General features: G+C 68.7%; 20 protein-coding genes and 1 riboswitch. Of the genes, 9 read left to right on the plus strand and 11 right to left on the minus strand.

What is annotated here, in order from left to right; translation table 11 throughout:
- Positions 1-461: 461 nt before the first annotated feature.
- Positions 462-944, minus strand: a complete 483-nt coding sequence (locus ASG95_RS03585) for a MarR family winged helix-turn-helix transcriptional regulator (protein WP_057376584.1) — start codon at positions 942-944, stop codon at positions 462-464.
- Between the two features lie 88 nt (positions 945-1,032).
- Here ASG95_RS03585 and ASG95_RS03590 point away from each other — a divergent pair, with 88 nt between their 5' ends.
- Positions 1,033-1,218 carry a hypothetical protein gene (locus ASG95_RS03590; RefSeq protein ID WP_056922245.1) on the plus strand — a complete coding sequence of 62 codons (186 nt, stop codon included), beginning with the start codon at positions 1,033-1,035 and terminating at the stop codon, positions 1,216-1,218.
- Here ASG95_RS03590 and ASG95_RS03595 read toward each other — a convergent pair.
- From ASG95_RS03595 to ASG95_RS03605, 3 genes are all read right to left on the minus strand, one after another.
- Entirely contained in the window at positions 1,212-2,522 is a 1,311-nt protein-coding gene (locus ASG95_RS03595) for a D-alanyl-D-alanine carboxypeptidase/D-alanyl-D-alanine-endopeptidase (RefSeq protein WP_057376585.1), read from the minus strand. The genes ASG95_RS03590 and ASG95_RS03595 overlap by 7 nt on opposite strands.
- Before the next feature lie 168 nt (positions 2,523-2,690).
- The gene (locus tag ASG95_RS03600) at positions 2,691-2,978 is read right to left on the minus strand and encodes a DUF1905 domain-containing protein (protein ID WP_057376586.1); all 288 of its coding nucleotides are present in this window, start codon (positions 2,976-2,978) and stop codon (positions 2,691-2,693) included.
- Positions 2,979-2,986: 8 nt separating this feature from the next.
- Positions 2,987-5,341 carry a glycoside hydrolase family 31 protein gene (locus ASG95_RS03605; RefSeq protein ID WP_057376587.1) on the minus strand — a complete coding sequence of 785 codons (2,355 nt, stop codon included), beginning with the start codon at positions 5,339-5,341 and terminating at the stop codon, positions 2,987-2,989.
- A gap of 160 nt (positions 5,342-5,501) precedes the next feature.
- On the opposite strand from ASG95_RS03605, the gene ASG95_RS03610 reads away from it, so the two are divergent.
- A complete protein-coding gene (locus tag ASG95_RS03610; protein ID WP_057376588.1) occupies positions 5,502-6,332 on the plus strand; it encodes an endonuclease/exonuclease/phosphatase family protein in 831 nt (276 codons plus the stop codon).
- Between the two features lie 86 nt (positions 6,333-6,418).
- Here the strand turns inward: ASG95_RS03610 and ASG95_RS03615 are convergent, their stop codons facing one another.
- The 3 genes from ASG95_RS03615 to ASG95_RS03625 are packed head-to-tail and all read right to left on the minus strand — an operon-like array spanning position 6,419 to position 8,532.
- Positions 6,419-7,174 (minus strand): YqjF family protein, encoded by a 756-nt coding sequence (locus tag ASG95_RS03615; RefSeq protein WP_369820354.1) that lies wholly within the window; start codon positions 7,172-7,174, stop codon positions 6,419-6,421.
- Between the two features lie 9 nt (positions 7,175-7,183).
- Positions 7,184-7,870, minus strand: a complete 687-nt coding sequence (locus ASG95_RS03620) for a maleylpyruvate isomerase family mycothiol-dependent enzyme (RefSeq protein ID WP_057376589.1) — start codon at positions 7,868-7,870, stop codon at positions 7,184-7,186.
- A 29-nt stretch (positions 7,871-7,899) separates the two neighbouring features.
- On the minus strand, positions 7,900-8,532 hold the full coding sequence (locus ASG95_RS03625; RefSeq protein ID WP_057376590.1) for a DsbA family protein: 633 nt from the start codon (positions 8,530-8,532) through the stop codon (positions 7,900-7,902).
- Between the two features lie 73 nt (positions 8,533-8,605).
- On the opposite strand from ASG95_RS03625, the gene ASG95_RS03630 reads away from it, so the two are divergent.
- Positions 8,606-9,079, plus strand: coding sequence for a MarR family winged helix-turn-helix transcriptional regulator (locus ASG95_RS03630; RefSeq protein ID WP_057376591.1), 474 nt, complete (start codon positions 8,606-8,608; stop codon positions 9,077-9,079).
- Positions 9,080-9,282: 203 nt separating this feature from the next.
- Positions 9,283-13,650, plus strand: coding sequence for a patatin-like protein (locus ASG95_RS03635; RefSeq protein WP_057376592.1), 4,368 nt, complete (start codon positions 9,283-9,285; stop codon positions 13,648-13,650).
- A gap of 57 nt (positions 13,651-13,707) precedes the next feature.
- On the opposite strand, the gene ASG95_RS03640 is transcribed toward ASG95_RS03635, so the two are convergent.
- Entirely contained in the window at positions 13,708-15,261 is a 1,554-nt protein-coding gene (locus ASG95_RS03640) for a hypothetical protein (RefSeq protein WP_157581709.1), read from the minus strand.
- Positions 15,262-15,555: 294 nt separating this feature from the next.
- On the opposite strand from ASG95_RS03640, the gene ASG95_RS03645 reads away from it, so the two are divergent.
- The 4 genes from ASG95_RS03645 (at position 15,556) to ASG95_RS03665 (ending at position 19,398) form a co-directional block, all read left to right on the plus strand.
- Positions 15,556-16,017, plus strand: a complete 462-nt coding sequence (locus ASG95_RS03645) for a hypothetical protein (protein WP_057376594.1) — start codon at positions 15,556-15,558, stop codon at positions 16,015-16,017.
- A gap of 471 nt (positions 16,018-16,488) precedes the next feature.
- Positions 16,489-17,424, plus strand: coding sequence for an acyl-ACP desaturase (locus ASG95_RS03655; RefSeq protein WP_057376596.1), 936 nt, complete (start codon positions 16,489-16,491; stop codon positions 17,422-17,424).
- Between the two features lie 108 nt (positions 17,425-17,532).
- Positions 17,533-18,945 carry a glycoside hydrolase family 3 N-terminal domain-containing protein gene (locus ASG95_RS03660; RefSeq protein WP_082593031.1) on the plus strand — a complete coding sequence of 471 codons (1,413 nt, stop codon included), beginning with the start codon at positions 17,533-17,535 and terminating at the stop codon, positions 18,943-18,945.
- Between the two features lie 102 nt (positions 18,946-19,047).
- Positions 19,048-19,398 carry a nitroreductase family protein gene (locus ASG95_RS03665; protein WP_255358347.1) on the plus strand — a complete coding sequence of 117 codons (351 nt, stop codon included), beginning with the start codon at positions 19,048-19,050 and terminating at the stop codon, positions 19,396-19,398.
- 97 nt (positions 19,399-19,495) lie between these two features.
- Here ASG95_RS03665 and ASG95_RS03670 read toward each other — a convergent pair whose 3' ends face one another.
- The 3 genes from ASG95_RS03670 to ASG95_RS03675 all read right to left on the minus strand — a co-directional run bounded on the left by ASG95_RS03670 (position 19,496) and on the right by ASG95_RS03675 (position 20,929).
- The gene (locus ASG95_RS03670) at positions 19,496-19,810 is read right to left on the minus strand and encodes a multidrug efflux SMR transporter (protein ID WP_056922265.1); all 315 of its coding nucleotides are present in this window, start codon (positions 19,808-19,810) and stop codon (positions 19,496-19,498) included.
- An 11-nt stretch (positions 19,811-19,821) separates the two neighbouring features.
- Positions 19,822-19,886, minus strand: a riboswitch (guanidine-III (ykkC-III) riboswitch).
- 43 nt (positions 19,887-19,929) lie between these two features.
- Positions 19,930-20,160 (minus strand): DivIVA domain-containing protein, encoded by a 231-nt coding sequence (locus ASG95_RS21165; RefSeq protein ID WP_157581710.1) that lies wholly within the window; start codon positions 20,158-20,160, stop codon positions 19,930-19,932.
- Positions 20,161-20,599: 439 nt separating this feature from the next.
- Positions 20,600-20,929 carry a hypothetical protein gene (locus tag ASG95_RS03675; RefSeq protein WP_057376599.1) on the minus strand — a complete coding sequence of 110 codons (330 nt, stop codon included), beginning with the start codon at positions 20,927-20,929 and terminating at the stop codon, positions 20,600-20,602.
- 608 nt (positions 20,930-21,537) lie between these two features.
- Here ASG95_RS03675 and ASG95_RS22305 point away from each other — a divergent pair.
- On the plus strand, positions 21,538-21,687 hold a 150-nt coding region (locus ASG95_RS22305), incomplete at its 3' end, for a methyltransferase domain-containing protein (protein ID WP_200961968.1).

A 21,687-nucleotide genomic window follows, 5' to 3' on the forward strand; every position in this document is an offset into this window, starting at 1 on the left:
CATCCCGTCGGGACCGGGCGGCCAGCCACGCCGCGGTGCCGGTCATCCCGGCGTCGGCGGCGACGGGTGACTTGTCGACCGTGGCGACGAGCGAGAGCTCCATCGCCTCCAGCCGGGTCCTGGCCCGCTGGACGTCGCCGAGGAGGCGCGACGCGGCATACCCATCGAGGTCGTCAACGGGAGCGCAGCGGTCGAGCACGGTGTGCACCTGACGCACCGCATCGGCGGNGTGGTCATGTCTGCGCACTCGTTGACCCACACCCTCGCATGGCGGACGATCAACCCAACGGATGAGGGGGAGTCAAGCGCACCCGCGACGAGCGACGGGCCGACGAGTACGGCGACATGAGGCCCGGCTCGTTCAAGGTCACGCCGGGCATCGGTGGCGACGTCGACGGTGGCACCGGCGCGGTCTGAGCCTCGAGGGCGGCTCAGCGCCCAGGCCTGGGGATGCCGCGTGGTCAGGATGAGGAGGGTGCGGCCGCTTCGATGAGGCGGGTGAGGCCGTCGCGCATGGCTTCGAGCTCGGAGAGCTCCATGCCGAGGCGGTCGATGATCGCAGGCGGGATGCGTTCGGCGCGCTTGCGCGCCGCGGCTCCCTTGCGCGTCAGGGAGACGGCCAGGGCGCGGTCGTCGAGCGGGTCACGCCCACGGGTGACCATGCCGCTGGCTTCCAGCCGCTTGAGCAGCGGCGAGAGGGTGGCCGGCTCCAGGCTGAGTCGGGTAGCCAGCTCGCTGACCCGCAAGGGCGAGTTCTCCCAGAGGGCGAGCATGACGAGGTACTGCGGGTGGGTCAGCCCCATCGGCTCGAGCAGCGGCCGGTAGAGCGCGATCACGTTGCGCGACGCGACCGCCAGGGCGAAGCAGACCTGGCGGTCGAGCTGGAGGAGGTCGGTCCCGTCAGCGGGCAACGGGCGGCGAGCACTCTTCGTCGATGCAGTCACGATTTCGAGTCTAGCCCGACCGGGGCTATCGTTAGTGCAGCGATAGTTAGCCCACTAAGTAATATGGACGCAGACCAAGGGAGAGCAGATGAGCAAGGCTGATCGCGAAGGACTGTCGTGGGGATACCGCCTCGGCTACCGGGTCAAGTGGATCGGGATGCACCTGTACGGCCCCGCGCAGCTCGGAGACGCCGAGGACCCGCACCGCCGGCTCGAGCGGCAGCGCGCAGCCAGGGTCGCCGCGGCCAGGCTGGCCCGCGAGACGGGTCAGTAGCAGCCGTTGACCGTGGCGGCGAGCATGTCGATGTTCTGTCGCATGACCGTCGTCGAGGTCGGGTTGCCGTTGATGATGAACGCGAACGCCTTGATGCGCCCGTCCTTGCCGATCGTCCAGCCGGCCAGGGCCACCGCGTCCCTCAGCGTGCCGGTCTTCGCGTAGACCTTGCCGGCCGCGCACTTCGACGTGCTAGCGGTGAACCGGTCGTACGACGCCCTCAGCGTGCCGGTCATGCCGGCCTGCGGCAGCCCCGGGCTGGACCGCAGGATCCGGAACGGCACCCGGTTGGCCGGCTCGAACGTGTTCTTGACCATCTTCGCGAGCTGGATGCTGGTCAGCCGGTCGCTGCGTGACAACCCCGACCCGTCGTAGATCGCCGTCGCGGCAAGGCCTTCGTAGGTCAGGCCCTTCGTGGCGGCGGAGCTGGCAGCTGACCACGTCTTGCCGGCGCCGGAACGCACGCCGACGAGCCGGTGCAGCGCCTCGGCGTGCTCGTTGTCCGACTCCATCATCATCCGCGTGACGATCTGGTCGACCGTCTGGCCCGCGGAGGTCGCGAGGACCGGGTTGGCGGTCGACGCGGTGCCACGGGTGACGCTGGCGACGGTGATCCCGTAGGTCTTGAGCTTCGCCGCGAAGATCTTGGCCGCGTCGATGGTGGTGTCGCTGACCTGGCGCTGGTCGACGACGAGCGCGCGCAGCCACGTGGTTTCGTCGGGGATGTAGGTCGAGGGCCAGCCCGCCGCGAGGCTCGGCGCGGCGAAGAGGGTGTCATCGGCATACAGGCGCACGCGCAGCTGGCCGTTGGCCTTCATGGCGTACGCAGTCTGCTTGGCCAGCGACACCAGCTGGGTCGACGAGAGCGCGGGGTCGCCGGAGCCGATCAGGACCACCTGGTCGGCCTGGGTGCCGCGACGGACGGTAGTGCTGAAGCGGTAGGTGGGACCGAAGCGGCGCAGCGCGTTCGTGGCCGCGACGAACTTGATCGTCGACGCCGGCTTGAGAGCGGTGTTGCCGTTCTTGCTCCACAGCAGCTTGCCGGTGTGCGCGTCCATGACCGCGCCGCTGAACTGCGTCCCGAACCGCGCCGTGGTCACCCGGGCGGTCAGCTTGCTGACGATGCGGGCGTCGGCAGCGGACGGTTCGTATGCCGTGACGAGCGTCGGTGCGCTCACGGCCGGAGCCGTGGTGGTGACCGTGGCGGCGGGCGACGCCGTGGCGGTCGGCGCGACCAGCGCGGTGGCGGCCAGGACTGCGACGACGGCGGAGGAGGTCAGGAGGGAACGCGCGCGTGTGGTCATGCCGAGTCCTTGGGGGCGTGCCGCGGCTGGGGAGGCTGAGGCGGGTGTGGCGTCGGGGGTGTGGCGAAGGTACCCCCAGCCCCATGCCCGTGGGGGCTTTCGACCGATTTTCACAGCGTTTCTGGCCGTTCACCCGAGGTTGGCCTTCGAGGCTCCGGCGCGGCTGGCTCAGACGTCGACGAAGAGCTGGATCGTGGTCGTGGCGCCGACCTCGAGCCCTTCGGCCCGTCGCACCGCGGCCTTGAGCGGCACGATGTAACGACCGTCCTTGGGCCACAACGACGTCGTCCAGTCGGTGCCACCGATGCTGACGCGCACCGGGATCATCCCCCAGCCGTAGCTGACCAGCCCGGCCGTCGCGTCGAGCGCGTCGCAGAGCTCCTCGGGCACGGTGACGAAGTGAAACGGTGACGGACCCTTCCAGTGCCAGATCTCTCCGCTGAACTCCAGCTCCATGACGTGGCTCAGTAGTGGGCCAGGGCGAGCTCGAGCAGCGCCGCCTCGACCTCGTGGTCGAGCTCGAGCCCGCGGAGCCGGGCGGCTGCGTCCGTCGGCCCGTCAGCTGCCTTGACGAGGTCGAAGGCGGTGCGCTTGAGGTTGTGGTCCATCCGCGCCCGGTCGAGGACTTGCCGCAGCAGCTCGGCGGTCCGGTTCCAGTCGAAGGGCTTGACCTCGCCCAGCGTGAGGGTGACACCTGAGTCGGTGGCGACGGCGCCCAGGCTGAACCGCGTGCCGACACTGGTCGACTCAACGTCGACGCTCATGTCGCCTTGTGTCGCAACGGCGTTGGCGCCGAGCAGCACCACGGACCAGTCGCGCGAAGCGGGCAGCACGTCCGTGTCCCCGGTGGCGGGCGCCACCGTGAGCGTCCGACTGGCGTGGTCCCAGGTGATCGTCGTGACGGCGGTGTGGGCGTCGGCGCTGCCGTCGTCCTCCACGAGCTCGAAACGACCATCCGCTCCGGGTGCGACCACCAGCTCGAGCCGATCGGGGAGCTCGGTGCCGACGCTCTGGTCCTCGCCACCGGCCAGGGGGAGGATGCCGCCGGCCCGGAGCAGTACCGGCAGCGTCTCCATCGGGCGGTGCAGCCGGAGCTGGCGCCCGCCGCGGTAGCGCGTACCGGTGAAGAGGTCGGTCCAGTCGCCCTCGGGCAGCCAGGCCTGGACACTGCCGAGTCCCAGGGTCCGATGCTGCGGAGTCGTGATCGGGGCGACGACGAGCTCGGTCCCGAACCGGAACTGCGTCGGCACGTCGTACGACTCGTCGGCGCCGGGGTCGCCCCAGTACATCGGCTCCACGAGCGGTGCCCCGTCGCGTGCCGCCCGGGCGTTCATGGTGTGCAGGTAGGGGATCAGCCGGTGCCGCAGTCGCAGGAAGGTGTCGATGGTGGCGCGCGGCTCGGCCGGGAAGTTCCACGGCTCCTTGCGGATGAAGGGATGCAGCGACGAGTGCAGTCGCATGATCGGCGAGAAGACGCCGAGCTGCACCCAGCGCACGGTGAGGTCGTCGTCGCGACTGCCGTACCAGTGGCCGCCGATGTCGTGGCTCCACCAGCCGTAGCCGATGTTCGAGGCGCTCGCGGTGAAGTAGGGCTGGAAGTCGAGGGAGTCCCACGTGATGTGGGTGTCGCCGGAGAAGCCGATGGGGTAGCGGTGGCTGCCCGGACCGGCGTACCGGGAGAAGGTCAGTGGCAGCTGGCCGCGTCGCGCAGAGTCGTTGAAGTGCTCGATGTTCAACAGCCACAACGGATCCACACCGGGCGTGCGGCTGAACGAGCCCTGCTGCCAGTCCAGCCACCAGAAGTCGACACCCTCGTCCTCGAGCGGGTGGTGGAGCCGCGTGAAGTACGACTCCATGAAGCGCGCGTCGGTCGGGTCGAATGGGATCGCTCGCTCGGTGGCCGGGTCGACGCCCATGTCCTCGGCGACCTGGGGGTAGGCGTCCTCGAAGGCGCGGACGCCGTCGGCGGGGTGCACGTTGAGCGTCACGGCGAGGCCGCGACGGTGCAGCTCGGCGAGGAAGGCAGGCGGGTCGGGGAAGAGGTCCTTGTTCCAGGAGTAGCCGGTCCAGCCGACGCCGAACCGCGGGTCGATGTCGACCCAGTGCCAGTCCATGTCGATCACCGCGACCGACAGCGGCACCTGCTCCTGGTCGAACGCGTCCATCACGTCGAGGTACTCGTCGGCGGAGTAGGGGTGGTAACGGCTCCACCAGTTGCCGAGCGCCCAGCGGGGGAGCATCGGCACGTCGCCCGACACGGCGTAGAGGTCGGCGACGGCGGCACGGTAGTCGTGGCCGCGCGCGAAGACGTAGAGGTCCGTGGTGCCTTGCTTGCGAGGGGCGGCCGCGCCGTCCTCGATGAGGAACGACTCGGAGTCGTCGATGACCGCGATCCCGTTGCGCGACACCACTCCCGGGCCGAGCGGCACCGCCCCGTCGATGTCGTCGAGCGTGCGCGCCGTGCCACCCAACCCGTCGGCCGGCTCGCCGAACCGCCACTCCACGGTGTGCGAGCCCGGCATCGGCGAGGTCGCCTGCACGACGAGACCACTGGGGCTGAACGGCATCCCGTCGTAGGCCAGGTGGAGCAGGCCGGTCGACAGCTCGACCCGTTCACCGTCGCGGTGCACCTCGACCTCGGGGGTGGGCAGCGCGCGGTTGACCGCGAACGTGCTGGCGCGGTCCTCGAAGGAGCCCTCGTCCGACCACTCGAGGCGCACGAGCCCCGGAGTGAGGACCGTGATCCGCCAGTGCTCGCCCTGCACGACCGAGTCGGGGTTCGCGACCGGGTTGCCTGGAACCGTGAGTCGTGAGGACACGGGGGCCGTCCTTCGCCGTCGAGGGATGCGTGCTGGATCACGCTATCGAGGGCGTCGCCGCCCGCAACAGGCGTGCCCACCCGCTGAGCTCTCCAGGTCGCCTGGCACAGGCGCCGTCCTCGGCTGGCAGGGCCCGGCCTGGTCTGGGCACCATGGGGCGATGGCCGACGAACTGGACCTCCCGCCGCAGTTCTACGGAACCCTGATCGACACGACCGTACGCGTGGTCACCTGGAACGTGTGGGGCCTGTACGGCCGGTGGCAGCAGCGTGAGGCGGCGATCATGGCGACGCTCCGCAACGCCGCGCCGGACATCGTCGTCCTGACCGAGTCGTGGGCCAAGGAGGCGGACAGCCAGGCCGCTCGGTTGGCCGGACCGATCGGCCTTCCGCACCACGTGTTCAGCGGGGTGCCGGCGCAGGAGGACGAGGCGGCGCTGTCGGGCGTGGCCGTGATGTCTCGGTGGCCGATCACCGTCAGCTCCAGTCACACGTTCGGCGAGGCACGCGTGCAGTATGCGGAGGTGTCAGGTCCGCGCGGCCCAATCCAGGTCTACGGCGTGGTGATGGATGCGTGGTGGTTCGACGAGAGTGAAGCTCGCCAGGAAGCGGTGCGGGAGCTCCTCGCCCACGTGGGCGCGAGGCAGCACGACGCAAACCCGCTCGTCATGTGCGGTGACTTCAATGCGGACCCCCGCAGCGACGAGATCCGGATGGTCACCGGACAGACGAAGGCCCCTGCCCCGGGGCTGTCCTTCTACGACGCGTGGGAGGTGGCCGGGTCGTCAGAGCCCGGCTTCACGTGGTCGAACTCGAACCCGTGGGCGCAGCAGCTGCTCTGGCCGAACCGCCGCATCGACTTCATCTTCTCCGCCGCCCCACGACGCGGGGCAGCAGGACATCCACGCCACACGGAGCTGGTGGGGACCGACGCTGTGAAGACGACGTTTCCCTCCGACCACTACGGTGTGCAGGCCGACCTCCGCTACTGACACCACTCCTCGACAGGTCTAGATGTTGCAGCAACCACGGCGCCTGCGGACTGAGCTCTGGACCATCTGCAGCTGGCCGACAGCCACTAGGGGCGGCGGGGACGGGTCGCGTCTCCCGGGAGCCCGAAGAAGGTGTGTACTCCCGGACTGAAGCCCAGGTGGTCCGGCGGACGGCTGGTGAGGCCGGAGCAGCCGGCCGAGGCGACCAGCCCGTCGTCGAGCTCCAGCAGCTCAGCGTCGTGGATCGGCCACGGCGCGTGGTGGTTCGGCACGTACAGGGTGCGGCCCCACCAGTGCACGTGCAGTCCCCACCGTGCGCTGAGGAAGTGGTCGAGCTCCGTGCTCTGGCGCCGAGCGCTCGCGCGGACCACGACGCGGCTGGAAGGTGGGCTTCCAGCACGGCGCAGCCGCGCGACATACGTGTGCGTGTCGCCGTTGGCTTGGTAGCTCATCCGCGCCCAGCGGTACGGCAAGCCGAACGCGAGTCGGGCGCCGACGACCACCGTCGCGCGGTCGGCGTCGAGGCTGAGGAAGACGATGCCGCGGCGACCCGTGTCGTCGACCGAGTAGAGCCGCACGTTGGTCTCCAGGAACGAGCCGAGATAGGGGATGCCGGGACCGTGGCCGAGACCCGCGCCGACCATCCGGAACGGGATGAGTCCGACGTAGGTGACGCCGTCGAGGGTGTCGGGGCGGACACCGGGCGGCATGAGGTGCGCAACGGTCTCCGGCTTCACGGCCCAGTGCAGGAAGGTGAGGTCACGCCAGCTCTGGCTCATCATCGTGAGGCCGGTCAGGCGCGGCGCCTCCGCGGAAACCGGCTCGACGGCTGCGTGGCGCACGTCCTCACACTATGCCGACCTCGCGCCGCTGAGGCGGAGCGCATCCGCACCGTCGCCGGTGAGCTGATCGAGCGCCACGGGTCGTCCGGTGATCAGCAGCAGGATGGCGCCGATCGGCCCGGACACTGCAGGTCCTTCGCCGCGGGTCCAGTCGACGTCGGTGGCGTTCAGTCGGCAGGTCGCCCACGGCAGTCGGCGGTTGACCTTGGCGAGCCAGGTGTCGCGGGTGTCCCAGCGTCGAGCCGCGGCCAGGGCGCTGAGAGAGGGCTGCATGGGGAGATCCGCGCCGAGGGGGATGGCGATGTCCTGGCTGTGCACGAGGATGTCGGTCAGCGTCTCCAATGGCGTGAGCCCGGGATTGTGACGTCGTGACCCGATCCCGGCCTTGATGCCCGTGATGATCTGTTCCGTGGACAGGGCCTGCGCCTGCACGACTCCGGCGTCGTGGATGAAGGTGTTCAACGGCATGCTCTGCAGGATCCGGGGATGGCGGACGATGAAGCCCAGTGCGTCCCGCACGCGTTGCTGCTGCATGGTGAGGTGCGCAGCGACGTGTCGCACGGTCCAGCCGTCACAGAGCGACGGATGCTCCCACTGCTCGGCCGTGAGGCCCTCGAGCAGCGCGGCGGTCCTGGCTCGCTGCTCGTCGATCCCGGCCCACAGGGCATCGGCTTCGGTGGCTGTCAGGGTTCCCATCACGTCTCCTTCGGGTGAACACGGCTCCGTCAGGTGAAGACCGGGGGCTGCAGGCGGGTGCGCTTGAGCTCGAAGAACTGCGGGTAGGCCGCGAGCATGCGGGCACCTTCGAACACCTGGAGCGCGTGCTCACCACGCGGGATCGCGTTGAGGACCGGACCAAAGAACGCGCCACCGTCGAAGGACGTGATCGGCGTCCCGACGTCGCCCCGTCCCACGAGGGTCACGCCCGCGTCGTGACTGGCCCGCAGGGCTTCGTCGTGCACCTCGGACTCCATGGCACCCTCCAGCTCGCCCGGCAGCCCCACCTCCGCCAGGGCCGCCCTGATCGCCTCGTGATACTCCGCCGAGGTGGGCCGGCGCCATACGTCGAACACCTGCTGGCCGAAGGCCGTGTAGAAGTCGGCGAGGGCCTGCATCCCGCACCGCGTCACCACCGCCGTGGCCACCTTGGCCGGCCCGCGGCTCGCCTCGATGTTGTGGCGGTACTCCGGCGCGATGTCGGTGCGGCCCTGGTTGAGCAGGTACAGGCTCAAGACGTGATGACGCACCGTCAGCCGCTTGAGCCGGCCCACCTCGATCAGCCAGCGGGAGGCCGTCCACGAGTAGGGGCAGACCGGGTCGAACCAGAAGTCGACCACCGTGTCGCGTTTCGTGTTCATGACCTCTCCGTGTCAAACTAGTCCTATCAACGAACTACTATAGTTCGATGATGGGACTTTGTGAAGGGACGCCATGGAGCGCGAACTACCGGCCAGCCTGTTGATGTTCATCGCCTCGCGATCGGCTGCCAACCGCATCTTTGAGGCGCTCCAGAAGCGCGGCTTCGACGACGTCACCATCGCGCAGAGCCGGCTCATGATGGGCATCGACCCCGATGGCACCCGGCTGAGCGTGCTCGCCGAACGCGCTCAGATCGCCAAGCAGACCGCCACCGCCCTGGTCGACAAGCTCGAGCGCGCCGGCTACGTCGAGCGTGTTGCCGATCCCACCGACGGCCGGGCCCGCCTGGTGCGTATGACCGCTCGAGCCAGGAAGGCCATCCCGCTCGCCCGGGCCGAGGAGGAACGCATCGAGGAGGAGTGGCGGGCCCATCTCGGCGCCAAGCGCATGCAGCAACTGCGCCAGGCCCTCACCGAGCTTCGGAAGATCACCGACCCCTACCAGTCACCGGAGCATGCGGGGGAGAGGACGGGCGAGAACCCGTAGAACGCTCGCAGTTGCACAACGACTCATGCAAATGGACGAACCTTCGAGGTTCACTGCGCCACACAATGGCTCGTAGGTGGACGGCGGTTCCCGCGTCGACCGGTGGGTGATGAGGGCGTTCACAAGCCCACAGCTGAGTCTGCCTTGCTCCGCGGCCCTCACGAGCGAATCGAAGTTCAGCAGCACGGCTCGAAGGAGTCACGATGACGAACGACGTTTCCGGGCTGGCGGGCCATGCCGACTTGAAGGACGTCCCTCGTGAGGAGGTCCGGTTCGGCGTGGTGCTGAACGGTGGGGTCAGCCTCGCGGTGTGGATGGGTGGCACGGTCACCGAGCTGGACCGGCTCGCCAAGGCCGATCCTGACAAGCCGGACAGTCCCTATGCCCTGATGCTGCGACTGGCTGGCTGCGTCGCCCGGGTCGACGTCATCGCCGGCACGTCGGCTGGCGGGATCAACGGCGCTGCGCTCGCCTTGGCGCAGGTGAACCAGGCCGCGCGGATCGCGACGCTGCGCGACCTGTGGATCGAGCAGGGCCAGCTGGAGACGTTGCTCCGGACGCCGTTCGTGGGCTCTCCCTCCTCGCTGATGCGCGGTGACGAGTACTTCCTGCCCGAGCTGAGCAAGGCGCTCGGTGCCCTTGCCTGGCCACTCAAGACGACGACAGCGGCGCAGGCGCCGATCGACCTGACGATGGCCACCACCGTGCTCCAGGGCAACCAGCTGGTCACGACCGACGCCCTCGGCCAGCCGTTGCCGCAGGCCCTGCACGCGGGTCGGCTGCGTTGGAGCCGATGGCCCTCCCCGGAGCGTGATCCGGGCACCGACAAGCCGCTGCCCGACCCGTTCTCCCCGGACCGGATCCGCGCGACCGCGGCGGAGCTCGCGCTGGCGGCCCGCGCCTCCGCCAGCTTCCCGGTGGCCTTCGAACCGACCTTCGTGCCGGTGGGCGAGGGCCGTAAGCCCGCCCAGAAGGGCCAGGCGGCGACCCGGGTCTCAGCGCGCTCAGCCGACGACCAGAAGGTGCGTCCCGACCTGGAGTCGGTCGTCGCGTCGTGGGGGGAGGTCCGGCACAGCCGCGACCGGTCCCGGTTCGCCGTCGACGGCGGCCTCCTGGCCAACACCCCGACGCACTACGCGCTGAGGGCGATCCAGGCGATGCCCGCCGATCGTCCGGTCCGGCGGGTCATGCTGCTGGTCTACCCCCATGCGCCGATGCCGGGGGAGGACCCGGCTGACGCGCTCGACGCGCCGCCAACTCTTCGCGAGACGCTGACCGGGGTGCTGTCGTCCCTGTCCGCGCAGGGAGGCCGGACGTTCGTCGAGGAGATCGAGCAGCACAACCGCGCCGCTGCCGGGCGACGAGGCACCCGCACTGACATCCTGCTGACCATCGCGGAGGCGCAGAGCGGCACCGGTCGCCAAGGCGACGCGGCAGCCGAAGGCGCGGACGCGGCATACCAAGGCGCGCATGAGGCGACCAAAGGTGCTGCGGCGCAGGCGAACCCATCCGACGAGGTCCAGGGGCCTGCCGGGCGGCAGACGGTGGAGTCGCTCGCGGGCTCGCTGTTCCCGCACTATCGGCGGCTGCGCAAGTGGCGGGCCGCTCGTGACCTGGCCCGGCGGTTGCTCGACGCGAGGGCGGCCAACATCGACCTGGCCAGTGCCGAGGTGTCGGCGTGGAGCTACGAACGGGTGCGGCAAGCCGCACAGAACGCACAGCGGGCGCTGGACGACCCAGGCAACATCGGTATGCCGTATGTGCCGGAACACGTGCCCGACGCCGCCCACCCCGACCGCGGGCCGGGTTGGGCCTGGGGCAACAGCGGGGCCGAACGGATCGCCGAAGCCGGCATCGACCTGATCCGCCGCCTGATCTGGGTGCTGGAGCCCGGTCCGGCGTACGAGAAGGTGGCCAACGCGTTCCAGGTGGTCTCGGAGGAGTCGGTCCGCCTCACCGACTGTCGCGGGCTGATCGACGACGACTGGGAGACCGACGAGGTGCTGGTGACCCTCGAGCCGAACCAGTCCTACTGGGAGTTCCGGCTCGGGTGCTACGCCGTGCTGATGCTCGGCGTCGAGCCGCCTGGTCTCGACCAGCAGGCCCAGGACCTGGCCGCGCGGGAAGCCGCCATCGTGCGCGCCCGGACCGGTGCGCAAGGCCCTGCCGACGCGCGGGCGGCGGAGGTGCTGCGCGGCCTCCAGAAGCGGCTGGCCTCGGTCCGCGAGGACCCCGGTCACGTCGGCCGGGCGGTCCGCAGCCACGTGCTGACCGTGGTCGACTGCCTCGTGGGGATCGTGCCTTACCTGCCCGCGTCGCCGGACGCCGACGGGTGCATGACCCCGGACGACGGGCTGCTCGCCTGGCACGACTTCCTGGTGCCGGAGGCCGAGCGCGGCGGCAAGGGGGGCGGCAAGGCGCTTGACGCCGAGCAGGTGCTCACCCGACTGCTGCAGCTGGAGGTCGCCAGCACGGCACTCGGCGACGAGACCACGGACGGCTCGACCGTCGCGGTCGACCTGGTGCAGCTGTCGGCACAGACCGCGAACGCCTTCGCCCGACACTCGATCACCGCCGACGACAAGCTCGGTGGGATGGCGGTCCTGCGGTTCGGTGGCTTCCTGAAACGGTCGTGGCGCCTCAACGACTGGATCTGGGGCCGGCTCGACGCAGCGTCCGTGCTGAGCCTCACCGTGCTGGACCCGTCACGGGTGCGTCGCGCGGCCGAGCTCTCTGGATACCTCGTCACCGGACCACCGGCCACGCTCGCCCAGCAGACGGTCGACGGCCTGGTCGTGTCGCTCTTCGGCGAGGGGTCGGCGATCGTCGCGAGTGACCCGAGACTCACCAAGCTCAGGGAGGAGGCCGTCGCCGAGCTGACCCTGACCTTCAACCCGGACACCCCGCCCGGTGACCTGCCGCCCTCGATGCCCTCTCTCGCAGCGCTCTTCGCGTGGGCCATCCACCTCGACGTGGTGCCGGAGGACCTGCCCGCCCTGCTCGGGGCGATCCGCGGCGACGAGGTCGACGGTGCCAGCTCCCGCTCGCGCGGGCAGCTCCTCGTCAAGGCTGACGCGGCCTTCCTGGACGGGGTGTCCACCAAGGTGCGTGACGGGAGCCCGCTCACGCAGGCGGAGAAGGTCGAGACCCTGGCGGCGTTCGACCGCGCGGGTGTCGGGCGCGAGACGTTGGCGTCGGAGGTGAGCAGCGACCTGTTGATCCGCTCCGTCACCACCGCTGCCGCCGTCGCCGCCACCACCCTCGACTCCCCGCGCTCCGGCCTCGGCGCGCTCCGTCTGCTCACCCGCGCCCTGCGGGGACTCATGCTCGTGGTCTATTGGGGCGTCGTCGGGCTCACCAGCCGCGGCGTCGCCCGCGCGCTGGCGACGCTCGGGCTGGCGTTGGGTGGCGTCCTCGTGGTGCTGTCCCTCTTCGGCGCACTGCCCGCCGCGGTGTCGGGGCCGGCGACGGCGATCGGCTTCGGAGTGCTGATCCTCGGATTCAGTTATGGGGCAATGAGATCGGGCACCGTGTTGCACGGACTCGTGCTGCTGACCCCGCTCGTCCCGCTGGTCGCCGAGGCGGTCACCCAGGCGAGGGAGGACGCCACGGAAGCCGGCGGCGCGATCCAGGGCGCCACGGTCGTCATCGCCACGGTGGTGCTCTCGTTGGGGCTCATGCTGCTGGGGTCGATCCCGGCGGTGATGGGCAGCCCGTATGCCGCGCTGGGTGGCCTCGCCGTCCGGGCGGGTGTGCTGCCGCCGGAGCACCCGAGCTCGCACACCTGGGTGCACCTCGCCCAAGGCATCTGGTGGCGGCTCCGAGGAGTGTCGCGCTACCTCGACCTCGCCCTCATCCGACTGGCCCTGGTGGCGGCGCCGTTCGGGCTCGCCATCTGGGTCACGTCGTCGGGCTGGGACCGGGTCTTCGAGACCCTCCAGGACCACTGGACGCTGTGCCTGGTCGTGGGCATCGTGCTGTCCGTGAGCGGTGTCGTCATCGCGGGCGTGACTGCATTCGCGTTGCAACAGCTGGCCGAGGACCGCAGCGCCGACACGGTGAGCTGGGCGTTCGGGCGGGTAGCGCACCCGGTCGGGGTCCAGGTGGGCTGGTCGGCGCTCTACGGCATCGGCTTCACCGCCCTCGCGCTCGCCCTGATCCGCGACTCGTGGGGGTGGCAGTCCCGGACCTGGGCGCAGGCCCTCTGCGCCTTCGCGATCGTGGCGGGGATCCTGCTCACCGTCGTGGTCCCGATCGTCTTGCCGTTGTGGGCGATTCGCGCAGCGGCTCGGCTCGAGTACGAGCGCGCGAAGATCACACCTGCGTTCGTCGCGGTCGCGGCCGACTTCGGCGTCGAGGACACCGGGGCCACGATCAGTGGCGCGAGGTCGTATGCCGTGGACCTCCTCCGCCGCGACCGGTCCTACCGCTGGTGGGTCAGGTATCCCCCGCCCAAGCGCATCACCGACCCCGGTCCGTCACTCAAGCGACGGGGCACCAAGCTCCTCGAACGCGTCGAGCAAGAACGCGCCGCGGTGGCGGCACGGACCCGCGGGGAGGCCGACCACTAGGAGCCACGAGGCGGATTCCGGCAGACCGTTGGTCCGCTCGACTCTCGTTACCGTGACCTACTCGTTCACGTAGCTCGCCAGCTGCCGCCAGCTCACGTCACACTTACCGGCGGGACAGGACATGTGACGAAGGACCAAGCGATCGCCGACTGCACCTGCAGGAACGGTGGCCTCCCAGGACAACTCCCCTTGGCTGTTCGGCGCGATGGTGGCGTCAGTGACATGGGCCAGGTGTTTGCCACGGCCGCGGCACAACTCGACCTTGGTCAGTGACCCGGGGGCCACGTCCGTCGCCTCGAACGTCGCATGGAGTTTGCCCTCTCCCGAAGGAGATATCTGTGCGTTGAGCTGCTGGAACCCAGACTCGGCGGAGGGGTTGCGTACGGAGACCACCGTGGGGCGTGCGTCGCCCTCACCGCAGCCAGGCCCTTCCACCTTCTTGGCATCCTTGGCCTTCTCGGCTTCCTTGTCCCTCTTCGCCTCATCGATCTTTTCGGCCAGGCGACTGCAATAGCGCACGGATAGTTCTGACCACCGCGTCGGAGAGACGGGCACGTCGAAGGCCTGATCGATCTCGTCCAACCCATCTGGGCTCAGTAGCGTGCTCCAAATCGATCGCGCCTCCATGGACACCTCAGAGGCGTGGGCCGCGTCCTCGGGAGTGCGTTGGGCCTGACCTCGAGGCGTACCCATTAGTTCGACGGAGAGCTTCAGCCCTCGATAGTGCCCCGCCTTGACCGAGATACTCACGCTGGTCGCTCCGTCGGCGCTCTTCACGGCAGCTGTGACTTGCGGGCTTATCGACAAGGATTTCGACTCAAGGGCCAATTTCGTTGCGCCGTAAAGGCCGAACGATGTGGCGGTGACGGCAACCACCATGAGCCCAGCCACGATCGGAAGGGTGACCATCTTGACCAGGGCCCAGCCCAAGAGACAGAGCGCAGCGAGCAACAGGGCCCCGGCGAGACCAATCGTGGTGAGCCGCTGCCAGTCGATGCCCTTGCGCTCACGAGTGCTCGGATCGACCCGTCGTGGCAGGAGGATCACCACGAGGAGGATGACGACGAAGGGGGCAATGATCGTCGTGTACGCCTTCTGCAGTCCGGGTCCTTTCGGCAGAGCGACGAGTCCCGAGACCAACAGTCCGACCAAGAGGGCCCCGACCAACCATGGCCGAGTCGAGTCCCAGAGAGTGTGATCGAAGGGTTGGATCGACTGGCGATCCGCCATGTCGGGGAAGTACACCGACGCCACGACCAACATGAGAATGAGAGCCACGACTAGTACCCAAAGCCTGAGGCGGATAGCAAAGTCCAGGGCGTAGGCGAATAGCCCCGCAACGATGCCGATCCCCAAGAAGATGAATATGCAGAGGGTCGCTGGCGCATAGAGTCGCAGCGCTTGATCCAGGACTCCTTCCTTGATGCCGAAGAATCCCAGTAGCCCCGTGAGCAGGGCGAAGCCACCGGCTGCCCAGTTGAACGCCTTCTCCAAGCTGTCTTCTGTGAGGCTTCCACGTGCGGACGGGTCAGCATCCTTCCCTTCGGCGGCGACCTCGGGTGCTCGGGCCGCAGGGCGTCGCTCCGGCGGTTCGCCGATGGGCGTGAACATCTCGCGCCACGTGCGTGGGGGTTGCAGTCGTCCCGCAGTGGCAGCAGTGTCACGTCGCTTGAACAACAGACCAGCCATAGCGCCCCTCCGAACCCGTTGTGAGTCATGGTCGCGCCATGGACGACGAGGTCAATCACGCAAGAGGCCTAGGCATTTTGGTCGAACACGCGTGTCCAACGTCATCGGCACGCAAACGAAGTCGGCTGCGGCGAACGCGCATCTCTTGGACGTGCAGCCGGGACCGTCCAGATGACTGAGGACAGGCGCCCTTGGTTTGTCCTAGCGTGAGGCGACGTGGGCAGGTTCCTCGTGGACCTCGGCGTGCTGGCCCTGGTTCCTCTGCTCTCAGCCGGTCTCGGCCTTGTGCTCAAGCGGCTGAGCAGTCAGCACTGGGCCGAAGACGACCTGTCGCTTGCGGTGGAGCTGACCGTCGCCTGCTTGGTCCTGCACGGGACGTTCCTGTCGCGTGACCTGGCTTGGCTGCTGTCACACGAAGTCGCCGGGGACTCAAGCGTCGGCGACCTTCTGAACGACACTCACCTGCACGTTGTACTGCTGGTGTGGCGTCTTGTGATCGGCGCGGTTCTTCTCTTGATGGCGATCGTGGCGGTATACGCGTTGCGTGACTATGACCGACGGCTGGGTGGGGTGCCCATCAGCTCGGCGGCCGCAGTGACGCAGACGGCGTGGGCCAGCGGTGCACTCATGGGCTTCTTCCTGATCAACTACCTTCTCGAATCCGCCGTAGTCTCCTAGGAGTGACGTCGTGGCCTCGATCTCAACCAGCCGCGCCGGGGGTGGCGTCAAAGTGCCGACTGAGCCTCCAAGGTCAGGGAGTTCCGAAGCTGCCCCGCTGGTGTGGGTCCTCGGGGTCCTGACCGTGCTCATGCTGTCCGGCGTGTCTTGGGTGGCTACTGCCGCGGCGCCGGAATATGGCATCGACGCAACCCTGGCCGCTGCGATCGCGGTTGCGGTCGTCCTTGCGGTGGCCGGGCTGATTGCGGTTGTGCACGCCTGGGCGAACGTCAGACGGTCGTAGTAACGACCGAGCTGGTGATCGCCGAACGGCGCAGGCGGGGCGCGCCGCGGGCGCGTCCATGCGCAGGCCACCGTGACCTATTTGTGCGTTCGGCCAGCTGCCCGCTGCTGACAACTGTGGATCGGCGGGCTCTGAGGGTGTAGGCAGGGGTGGGCGCGACTTGCGCGTTCGTCACCGAGGAGGATCCCATGGCCGCACTCGACAGCGCCCAGCTGCTCGCCGCCCTCGAGCCGACGGTCGAGGAGAACCTCAACCGTCACCTCGCGGCCGCCCAGGAGTGGATGCCGCACGAGTACGTCCCGTGGTCGCTGGGCCGCGACTTTGCCGAGCTGGGGGGTGAGGCGTGGTCGCCAGACCAGTCGCAACTCTCGCCGATCGCGCGCACGGCGCTGGAGGTCAACCTCCTCACCGAGGACAACCTGCCGAGCTACCACCGGGTGATCGATCAGGCCTTCGGACGGGACAGTGCCTGGGGGACCTGGGTCAACCGCTGGACCGCCGAAGAGGGGCGGCACGCGTTCTGCATCCGTGACTACCTGCTCGTCACTCGCGGCGTCGACCCCGACGAGCTCGAGCGGGCGCGCATGGACACGATGGAGACGGGTTACGACGCGGGTGACAAGCCACTGCTCAACGTCTGTGCCTATGTCTCGTTCCAAGAGCTGGCCACCCGCGTCTCGCACCGGAACACGGGCCGCTACACCGAGGAACCGATCGCCGAGAAGCTGCTCACACGGGTCGCCAAGGACGAGAACCTCCACATGATCTTCTACCGGAACCTCGTCCAGGCTGCGCTCGAGCTGACGCCGAGCCAGACGATGCGGGCGATCACCGACGAGGTGGTCACGTTCCAGATGCCCGGCGCGATCATCCCGGGGTTCGGCCGCAAGGCCGTGCAGATGGCCATGGCCGGCATCTACGACCTGCGCATCCACCACGACGACATCGTGGCTCCGATGCTGCGCCAGTGGGGCGTCTGGGATCTCGAGGGCCTCGACGCCGACGGCGAGAAGGCCCGGGAGGAGCTCGCGGCCGCCGTCGCCTCCCTCGATGAGGAGGCCGCTCGGTTCGTCGCCCGCCGCGAGGAACGCGCAGCGAAGCAGGCGGCCCGGCAGGGGGGTTAGCGTCGCTGTCGGGCGCTCAGCGGGGGCCCGGGCCGACGCCACCAACCTTCTCGGACTCCTGGACGTCTCAGTGGTGAAGCGTTCCGCCGAGCCGAGGTGGTGGTCCCCATGCGGGCCCGTTCCGGTCTGACCCGTGGTCTCGTCGTTGCCGCAGCTGTGGGGGTGGTCTCGGTCGGTGCCCCGGCCGTACCCCGCGCGGAGGCGACCACCGCTGCGGGACTGGCGCAGGCGGCATACACGCGGATGAGCAACGCTCAGCGCATCGGCCAACTGTTCATGGTCGGCACGCCAGCCACCGGTCTGTCCTCCGCTGCGGCTACCGCGATCGGGAAATACCACGTCGGCAACGTGATCCTCACCGGCCGGTCCACGGTCGGCGCCGCGCCGATCCGTGCACTGACTACGCGCCTAGACCGGCTGGCCACAGGCTCCGCGACGGCGGGCGTCCCGCTGTGGATCTCCACGGACCAGGAGGGGGGCTACGTCCAGGTGTTGCAAGGCAGCGGGTTCTCGCGGATGCCGACCGCCCTGACCATGGGTACGTGGTCGACGACCACCCTGACGTCGTCAGCGCGGACCTGGGGTCGACAACTGCGCCGGGCGGGCGTGGACGTGAACCTCGCCCCGGTGCTCGACACCGTCCCTGCTGCGACTGCTTCGACGAACCCGCCGATTGGCCACTGGCAGAGGGAGTTTGGCCACACGCCGAGCGTCGTGACGACCAAGGGTGGCGCTTTCCTCTCGGGCGAGCGTTCGGCTGACCTCGCGATGACGGCCAAGCACTTTCCGGGGCTGGGCTACGTCACCGCCAACACCGACACCACCGCGGGTGTGAAGGACACCGTGACGACCACGAGCTCCGGGTCGATCGCGCCGTTCAGGTCGGCCGTGTCGAATGGCGTCCCGATCGTCATGATGTCGTCGGCGGTCTACACGAAGATCGACGGGTCGCGGCCGGCGGTGTTCTCGCCGACTGTCATCACGGGCCTCCTTCGGCACGGCCTCGGCTTTAGCGGCGTCGTCATGAGCGACGACCTCGGCAACGCCAAGGCGGTCGCGGCGTGGTCGGCGGGCGACCGTGCCGTCCGCTTCATCGACGCCGGAGGGGACGAGGTGCTGACCGTGAACGCCTCGACCATCCCGGCGATGGTGACCGCGGTGACCGCACGCGCCGCCACGGACTCTTCCTTCCGCGGCAAGGTTGCGACGGCGGTGATGAGGGTGCTCACCGCCAAGGCTGCCGAGGGGCTGCTCGGCGCTCGACTCAAGCTGGACGGATCCCTCGGCGCCCACACGATCTCCGCGCTGCAGCGCTGGCTCGGGGTCAGCGTCACCGGCACGCTCAACCCGACGACGATCCGGGCACTGCAGACGCGAGTCGGCACGACCCCCGACGATGTCTGGGGTCCGGCGTCCATGCGGGCCCTCCAGCTCTACCTCGGCATCGCGACCGACGGCGCGCGAACCTGGAACTCGCGGACCGTGACACAGCTGCAGGGCTACCTCAACACGCAGCTCTGAGGCCTCGCTGCACGCGCGAATCCAGTCACTCCTCCTGCTCTGCATGTCTCCCCACGAACCGGCTGCGGCAGGCAGTCGCCACCCGCGACGTCGAGGCGCAGGATTGGACCATGGAGACCTGGGACGCCATGCGCGCGCGACGTCGCCGGAGCGGCTGCCGCAATCGCGATCGTGGCGCCGGAGCCGAAGGATGATCGGCAGTCGGAGCTGCTCCAGTACGACCTTGGCCAGGCCACGTATGCGATGACCATCGCGGCGGCCGACCTCGGGGTCGGCACGGGCCATGCGGCGGCCACCGACCAGGCCCAGGCCAGAGCCGTCCTTGGCTTCCCCGAGGGACGATTCCTGGCATACGTGCTCTCCGTCGGGTATCCCTCCGACAAGCCGCTGGCTGTCATCCTCCGGCTGAATCGCCGACCGTTGGACGAGGTCGTGCTCCGCGGACGGTGGTGACACAAACAACGAGGGTATGCCGCGGTGTCGCGGCCCAGTGCGTCCTGCGGCTTGGCCTCGTGCCGAGGTCTCAAGCTCCTCGACCGTCTCGCGTACCTCAGTGGGTCAGCTTCAGGCCCACTACGCAGCCAACCAGGCCAACCAAGAGCAGCACCTTCACGGGTGTCACCGACTCTGCCCCGGTCGCCATGCCGTAGGCGACGGTCAGCGATGCCCCGATGCCGACCCAGATCGCGTACGAGGTCCCGATCGGCAGGGTGCGCAAGGCGTACGCGAGCCCGCCCATGCTGAGGCCGAGCCCCGCGAGGAACACCACTGAGGGAACGAGCCGCGAGAATCCTTCGGACTTGCCGAGGGCCACAGCCCAAACGGCTTCGAGGACACCGGAGAGAATGAGCACCAACCACGCCATGACGAGCTCCTGGAAGGCCGTCTTGTCGCAGTCCGGGTACGGCTCCCTCGTCCGGCGAGCCTGATCGGCTCGTGCATTGATTTTAGGGGAGGCCGAGACGCGCTCGACTGACAGGCTCCTTAGGACTCTGGATCTCCGCGCAACCAGCGTGACGCCTTCTGTGCAAGCCCAGCAGAGTCGGGGCGCTGCGGTGTGGCAGATGCTTGAGGAGCCGGCCGACCCCCTTGTTCGTAGTAGCGCAGGGTCTCGATGACCTGGTCGAGGAAGTCGTCGACCTCGCGTTCGTCATACCCGCGACGCATCGACGTCGGGGTGAAGTTCTGTCGTGTGACGTCCTTCGAGGTCAGCATGAACCCATGATGCGCTTCGGACGCCGTTGGAGCATGTCCGCTGCAGTTGCCAGACGTTGCATCGGTCGACTCGGCCCTGCGCGATCGTGACCTGCAGCAAGAGGGTGAGCGCGTTACCTGAGGGGTCCGACTCCGGGGCTGCCGCTGCTGAAGGGGTTGGTCGGATGGTCGTTGTCGTGCTTCTCGACTTCGACCGCTCCGCATCGTCGACACGTCAGTATTTCCGTGTCCTTGGGCCGCCGCTCCCGTTGCCAACGGTGGCCCCTTACCAAGCAGTTCAGGGCCTTGATGTCCATCTATCGAGTGTGCGCGCTCATTGCTGCTTTTAACCCGCCCACCATGCGCGCTCAGGCTGCCGGTCTAGCTGTCCCAGGAGTCCAAGCCCCAGCCACTTGAGGTCGCCAGGGCGCGGAAGCTGTAGCCCTTGCTTCGCGCAGGGCTAGTCGGGAAGGTGGCCGAGAGCCGACTTGGCGAGGCCGCGGACGAGAACCATCTCGTCGCTCTCGATGACGTCATCTGCGGAGGCAGTCGCCGCCACCAGACGCAAGGCCGCATCCAGCTCGCGGAGGAACTGGTCTGGGTGTTCGCCGAACACCTCCGTCGGACCGTCGAGTGCGGCGCCAAGGCCACTGTCGTCGAACAGCCGCTCCCAGCACTCCTCGAGCGAGGACTGTCCGGACGGGGTCAGGCTGGTCCAGACCTGGCGTTGAAAATCCTCGTCTGCGAGCTCACTCAGTGCGTCGCGGACCATCTCTTCGTAGACCGGCACTTGGTTACCTCTCGACGATCCGGTACTTCGAGGTTTACCACAACCGACTCAGATCCCCCCGAGTTGCCGGATCGGCCGACCGGACTCTCACCGGCGATTTGGAAGTGGTGCCCTCGGGCAGATTCGAACTGCCGACACCCGCTTTAGGAGTCCGCCCAAGGTGTTGATGGTGATCGAATTCCGTTACGGGTCAACGGAATAGCGACCCTACCCAACTGGTAGTTCTGGTTGGTTCCGGCGCGGTGGGTACCTCTCGGGCACCTGACCTCTTGGGTGCTGCAGCCAGCCCTGACGAGAGTGAATCGCCCGCTGAGCCACGTCGAGACCTCGTCGTCGCCAGTTCGCTTTCCGCACTGAGTGCATCTCCGGTGAGGCTGGCGCGGAGCCAAGACTCACCGCACTGGCGGCGGAATGGGACGGGCACGAGTCGACACCGATTGGTGGATCAGTCCCTCATGCCTCCTCTCTGGTCTGTACTGGTGCCTTGAAACAACGTGGTCGGTAGTCTCGAGCGGTGACGAGCGAGCCATTCGGCATGTTCGAGGGGATGTACGCCGGNGGGCGGGGTCAAGCCGCCCTGGGACTACGGCGCCCCTCGTCCACAGCTCGTGGCGTGGGCTGAGGCGCAGAACCTGGCCGGGGGTGGCCGCGAGGCGCTGGTCGTCGGGTGTGGCTACGGAGCTGACGCCGAATACCTTGCCTCGCTGGGATATCGCACCACCGGGTTCGACTTCGCGCCGACCGCGATCGCTGCAGCG

Source organism: Phycicoccus sp. Soil803 (genome assembly GCF_001429685.1).
Lineage (GTDB): Bacteria > Actinomycetota > Actinomycetes > Actinomycetales > Dermatophilaceae > Pedococcus.

Bases quoted from the DNA above. Each gene is read 5' to 3' on its own strand.
- ASG95_RS03590 (WP_056922245.1), top strand. From the start codon at position 1,033: ATGAGCAAGGCTGATCGCGAAGGACTGTCGTGGGGATACCGCCTCGGC.
- ASG95_RS03595 (WP_057376585.1), bottom strand. From the start codon at position 2,522: ATGACCACACGCGCGCGTTCCCTCCTGACCTCCTCCGCCGTCGTCGCA.
- ASG95_RS03600 (WP_057376586.1), bottom strand. From the start codon at position 2,978: ATGGAGCTGGAGTTCAGCGGAGAGATCTGGCACTGGAAGGGTCCGTCA.
- ASG95_RS03610 (WP_057376588.1), top strand. From the start codon at position 5,502: ATGGCCGACGAACTGGACCTCCCGCCGCAGTTCTACGGAACCCTGATC.
- ASG95_RS03620 (WP_057376589.1), bottom strand. From the start codon at position 7,870: ATGGGAACCCTGACAGCCACCGAAGCCGATGCCCTGTGGGCCGGGATC.
- ASG95_RS03625 (WP_057376590.1), bottom strand. From the start codon at position 8,532: ATGAACACGAAACGCGACACGGTGGTCGACTTCTGGTTCGACCCGGTC.
- ASG95_RS03630 (WP_057376591.1), top strand. From the start codon at position 8,606: ATGGAGCGCGAACTACCGGCCAGCCTGTTGATGTTCATCGCCTCGCGA.
- ASG95_RS03635 (WP_057376592.1), top strand. From the start codon at position 9,283: ATGACGAACGACGTTTCCGGGCTGGCGGGCCATGCCGACTTGAAGGAC.
- ASG95_RS03640 (WP_157581709.1), bottom strand. From the start codon at position 15,261: ATGTTCACGCCCATCGGCGAACCGCCGGAGCGACGCCCTGCGGCCCGA.
- ASG95_RS03655 (WP_057376596.1), top strand. From the start codon at position 16,489: ATGGCCGCACTCGACAGCGCCCAGCTGCTCGCCGCCCTCGAGCCGACG.
- ASG95_RS03660 (WP_082593031.1), top strand. From the start codon at position 17,533: ATGCGGGCCCGTTCCGGTCTGACCCGTGGTCTCGTCGTTGCCGCAGCT.
- ASG95_RS03670 (WP_056922265.1), bottom strand. From the start codon at position 19,810: ATGGCGTGGTTGGTGCTCATTCTCTCCGGTGTCCTCGAAGCCGTTTGG.
- ASG95_RS21165 (WP_157581710.1), bottom strand. From the start codon at position 20,160: ATGCTGACCTCGAAGGACGTCACACGACAGAACTTCACCCCGACGTCG.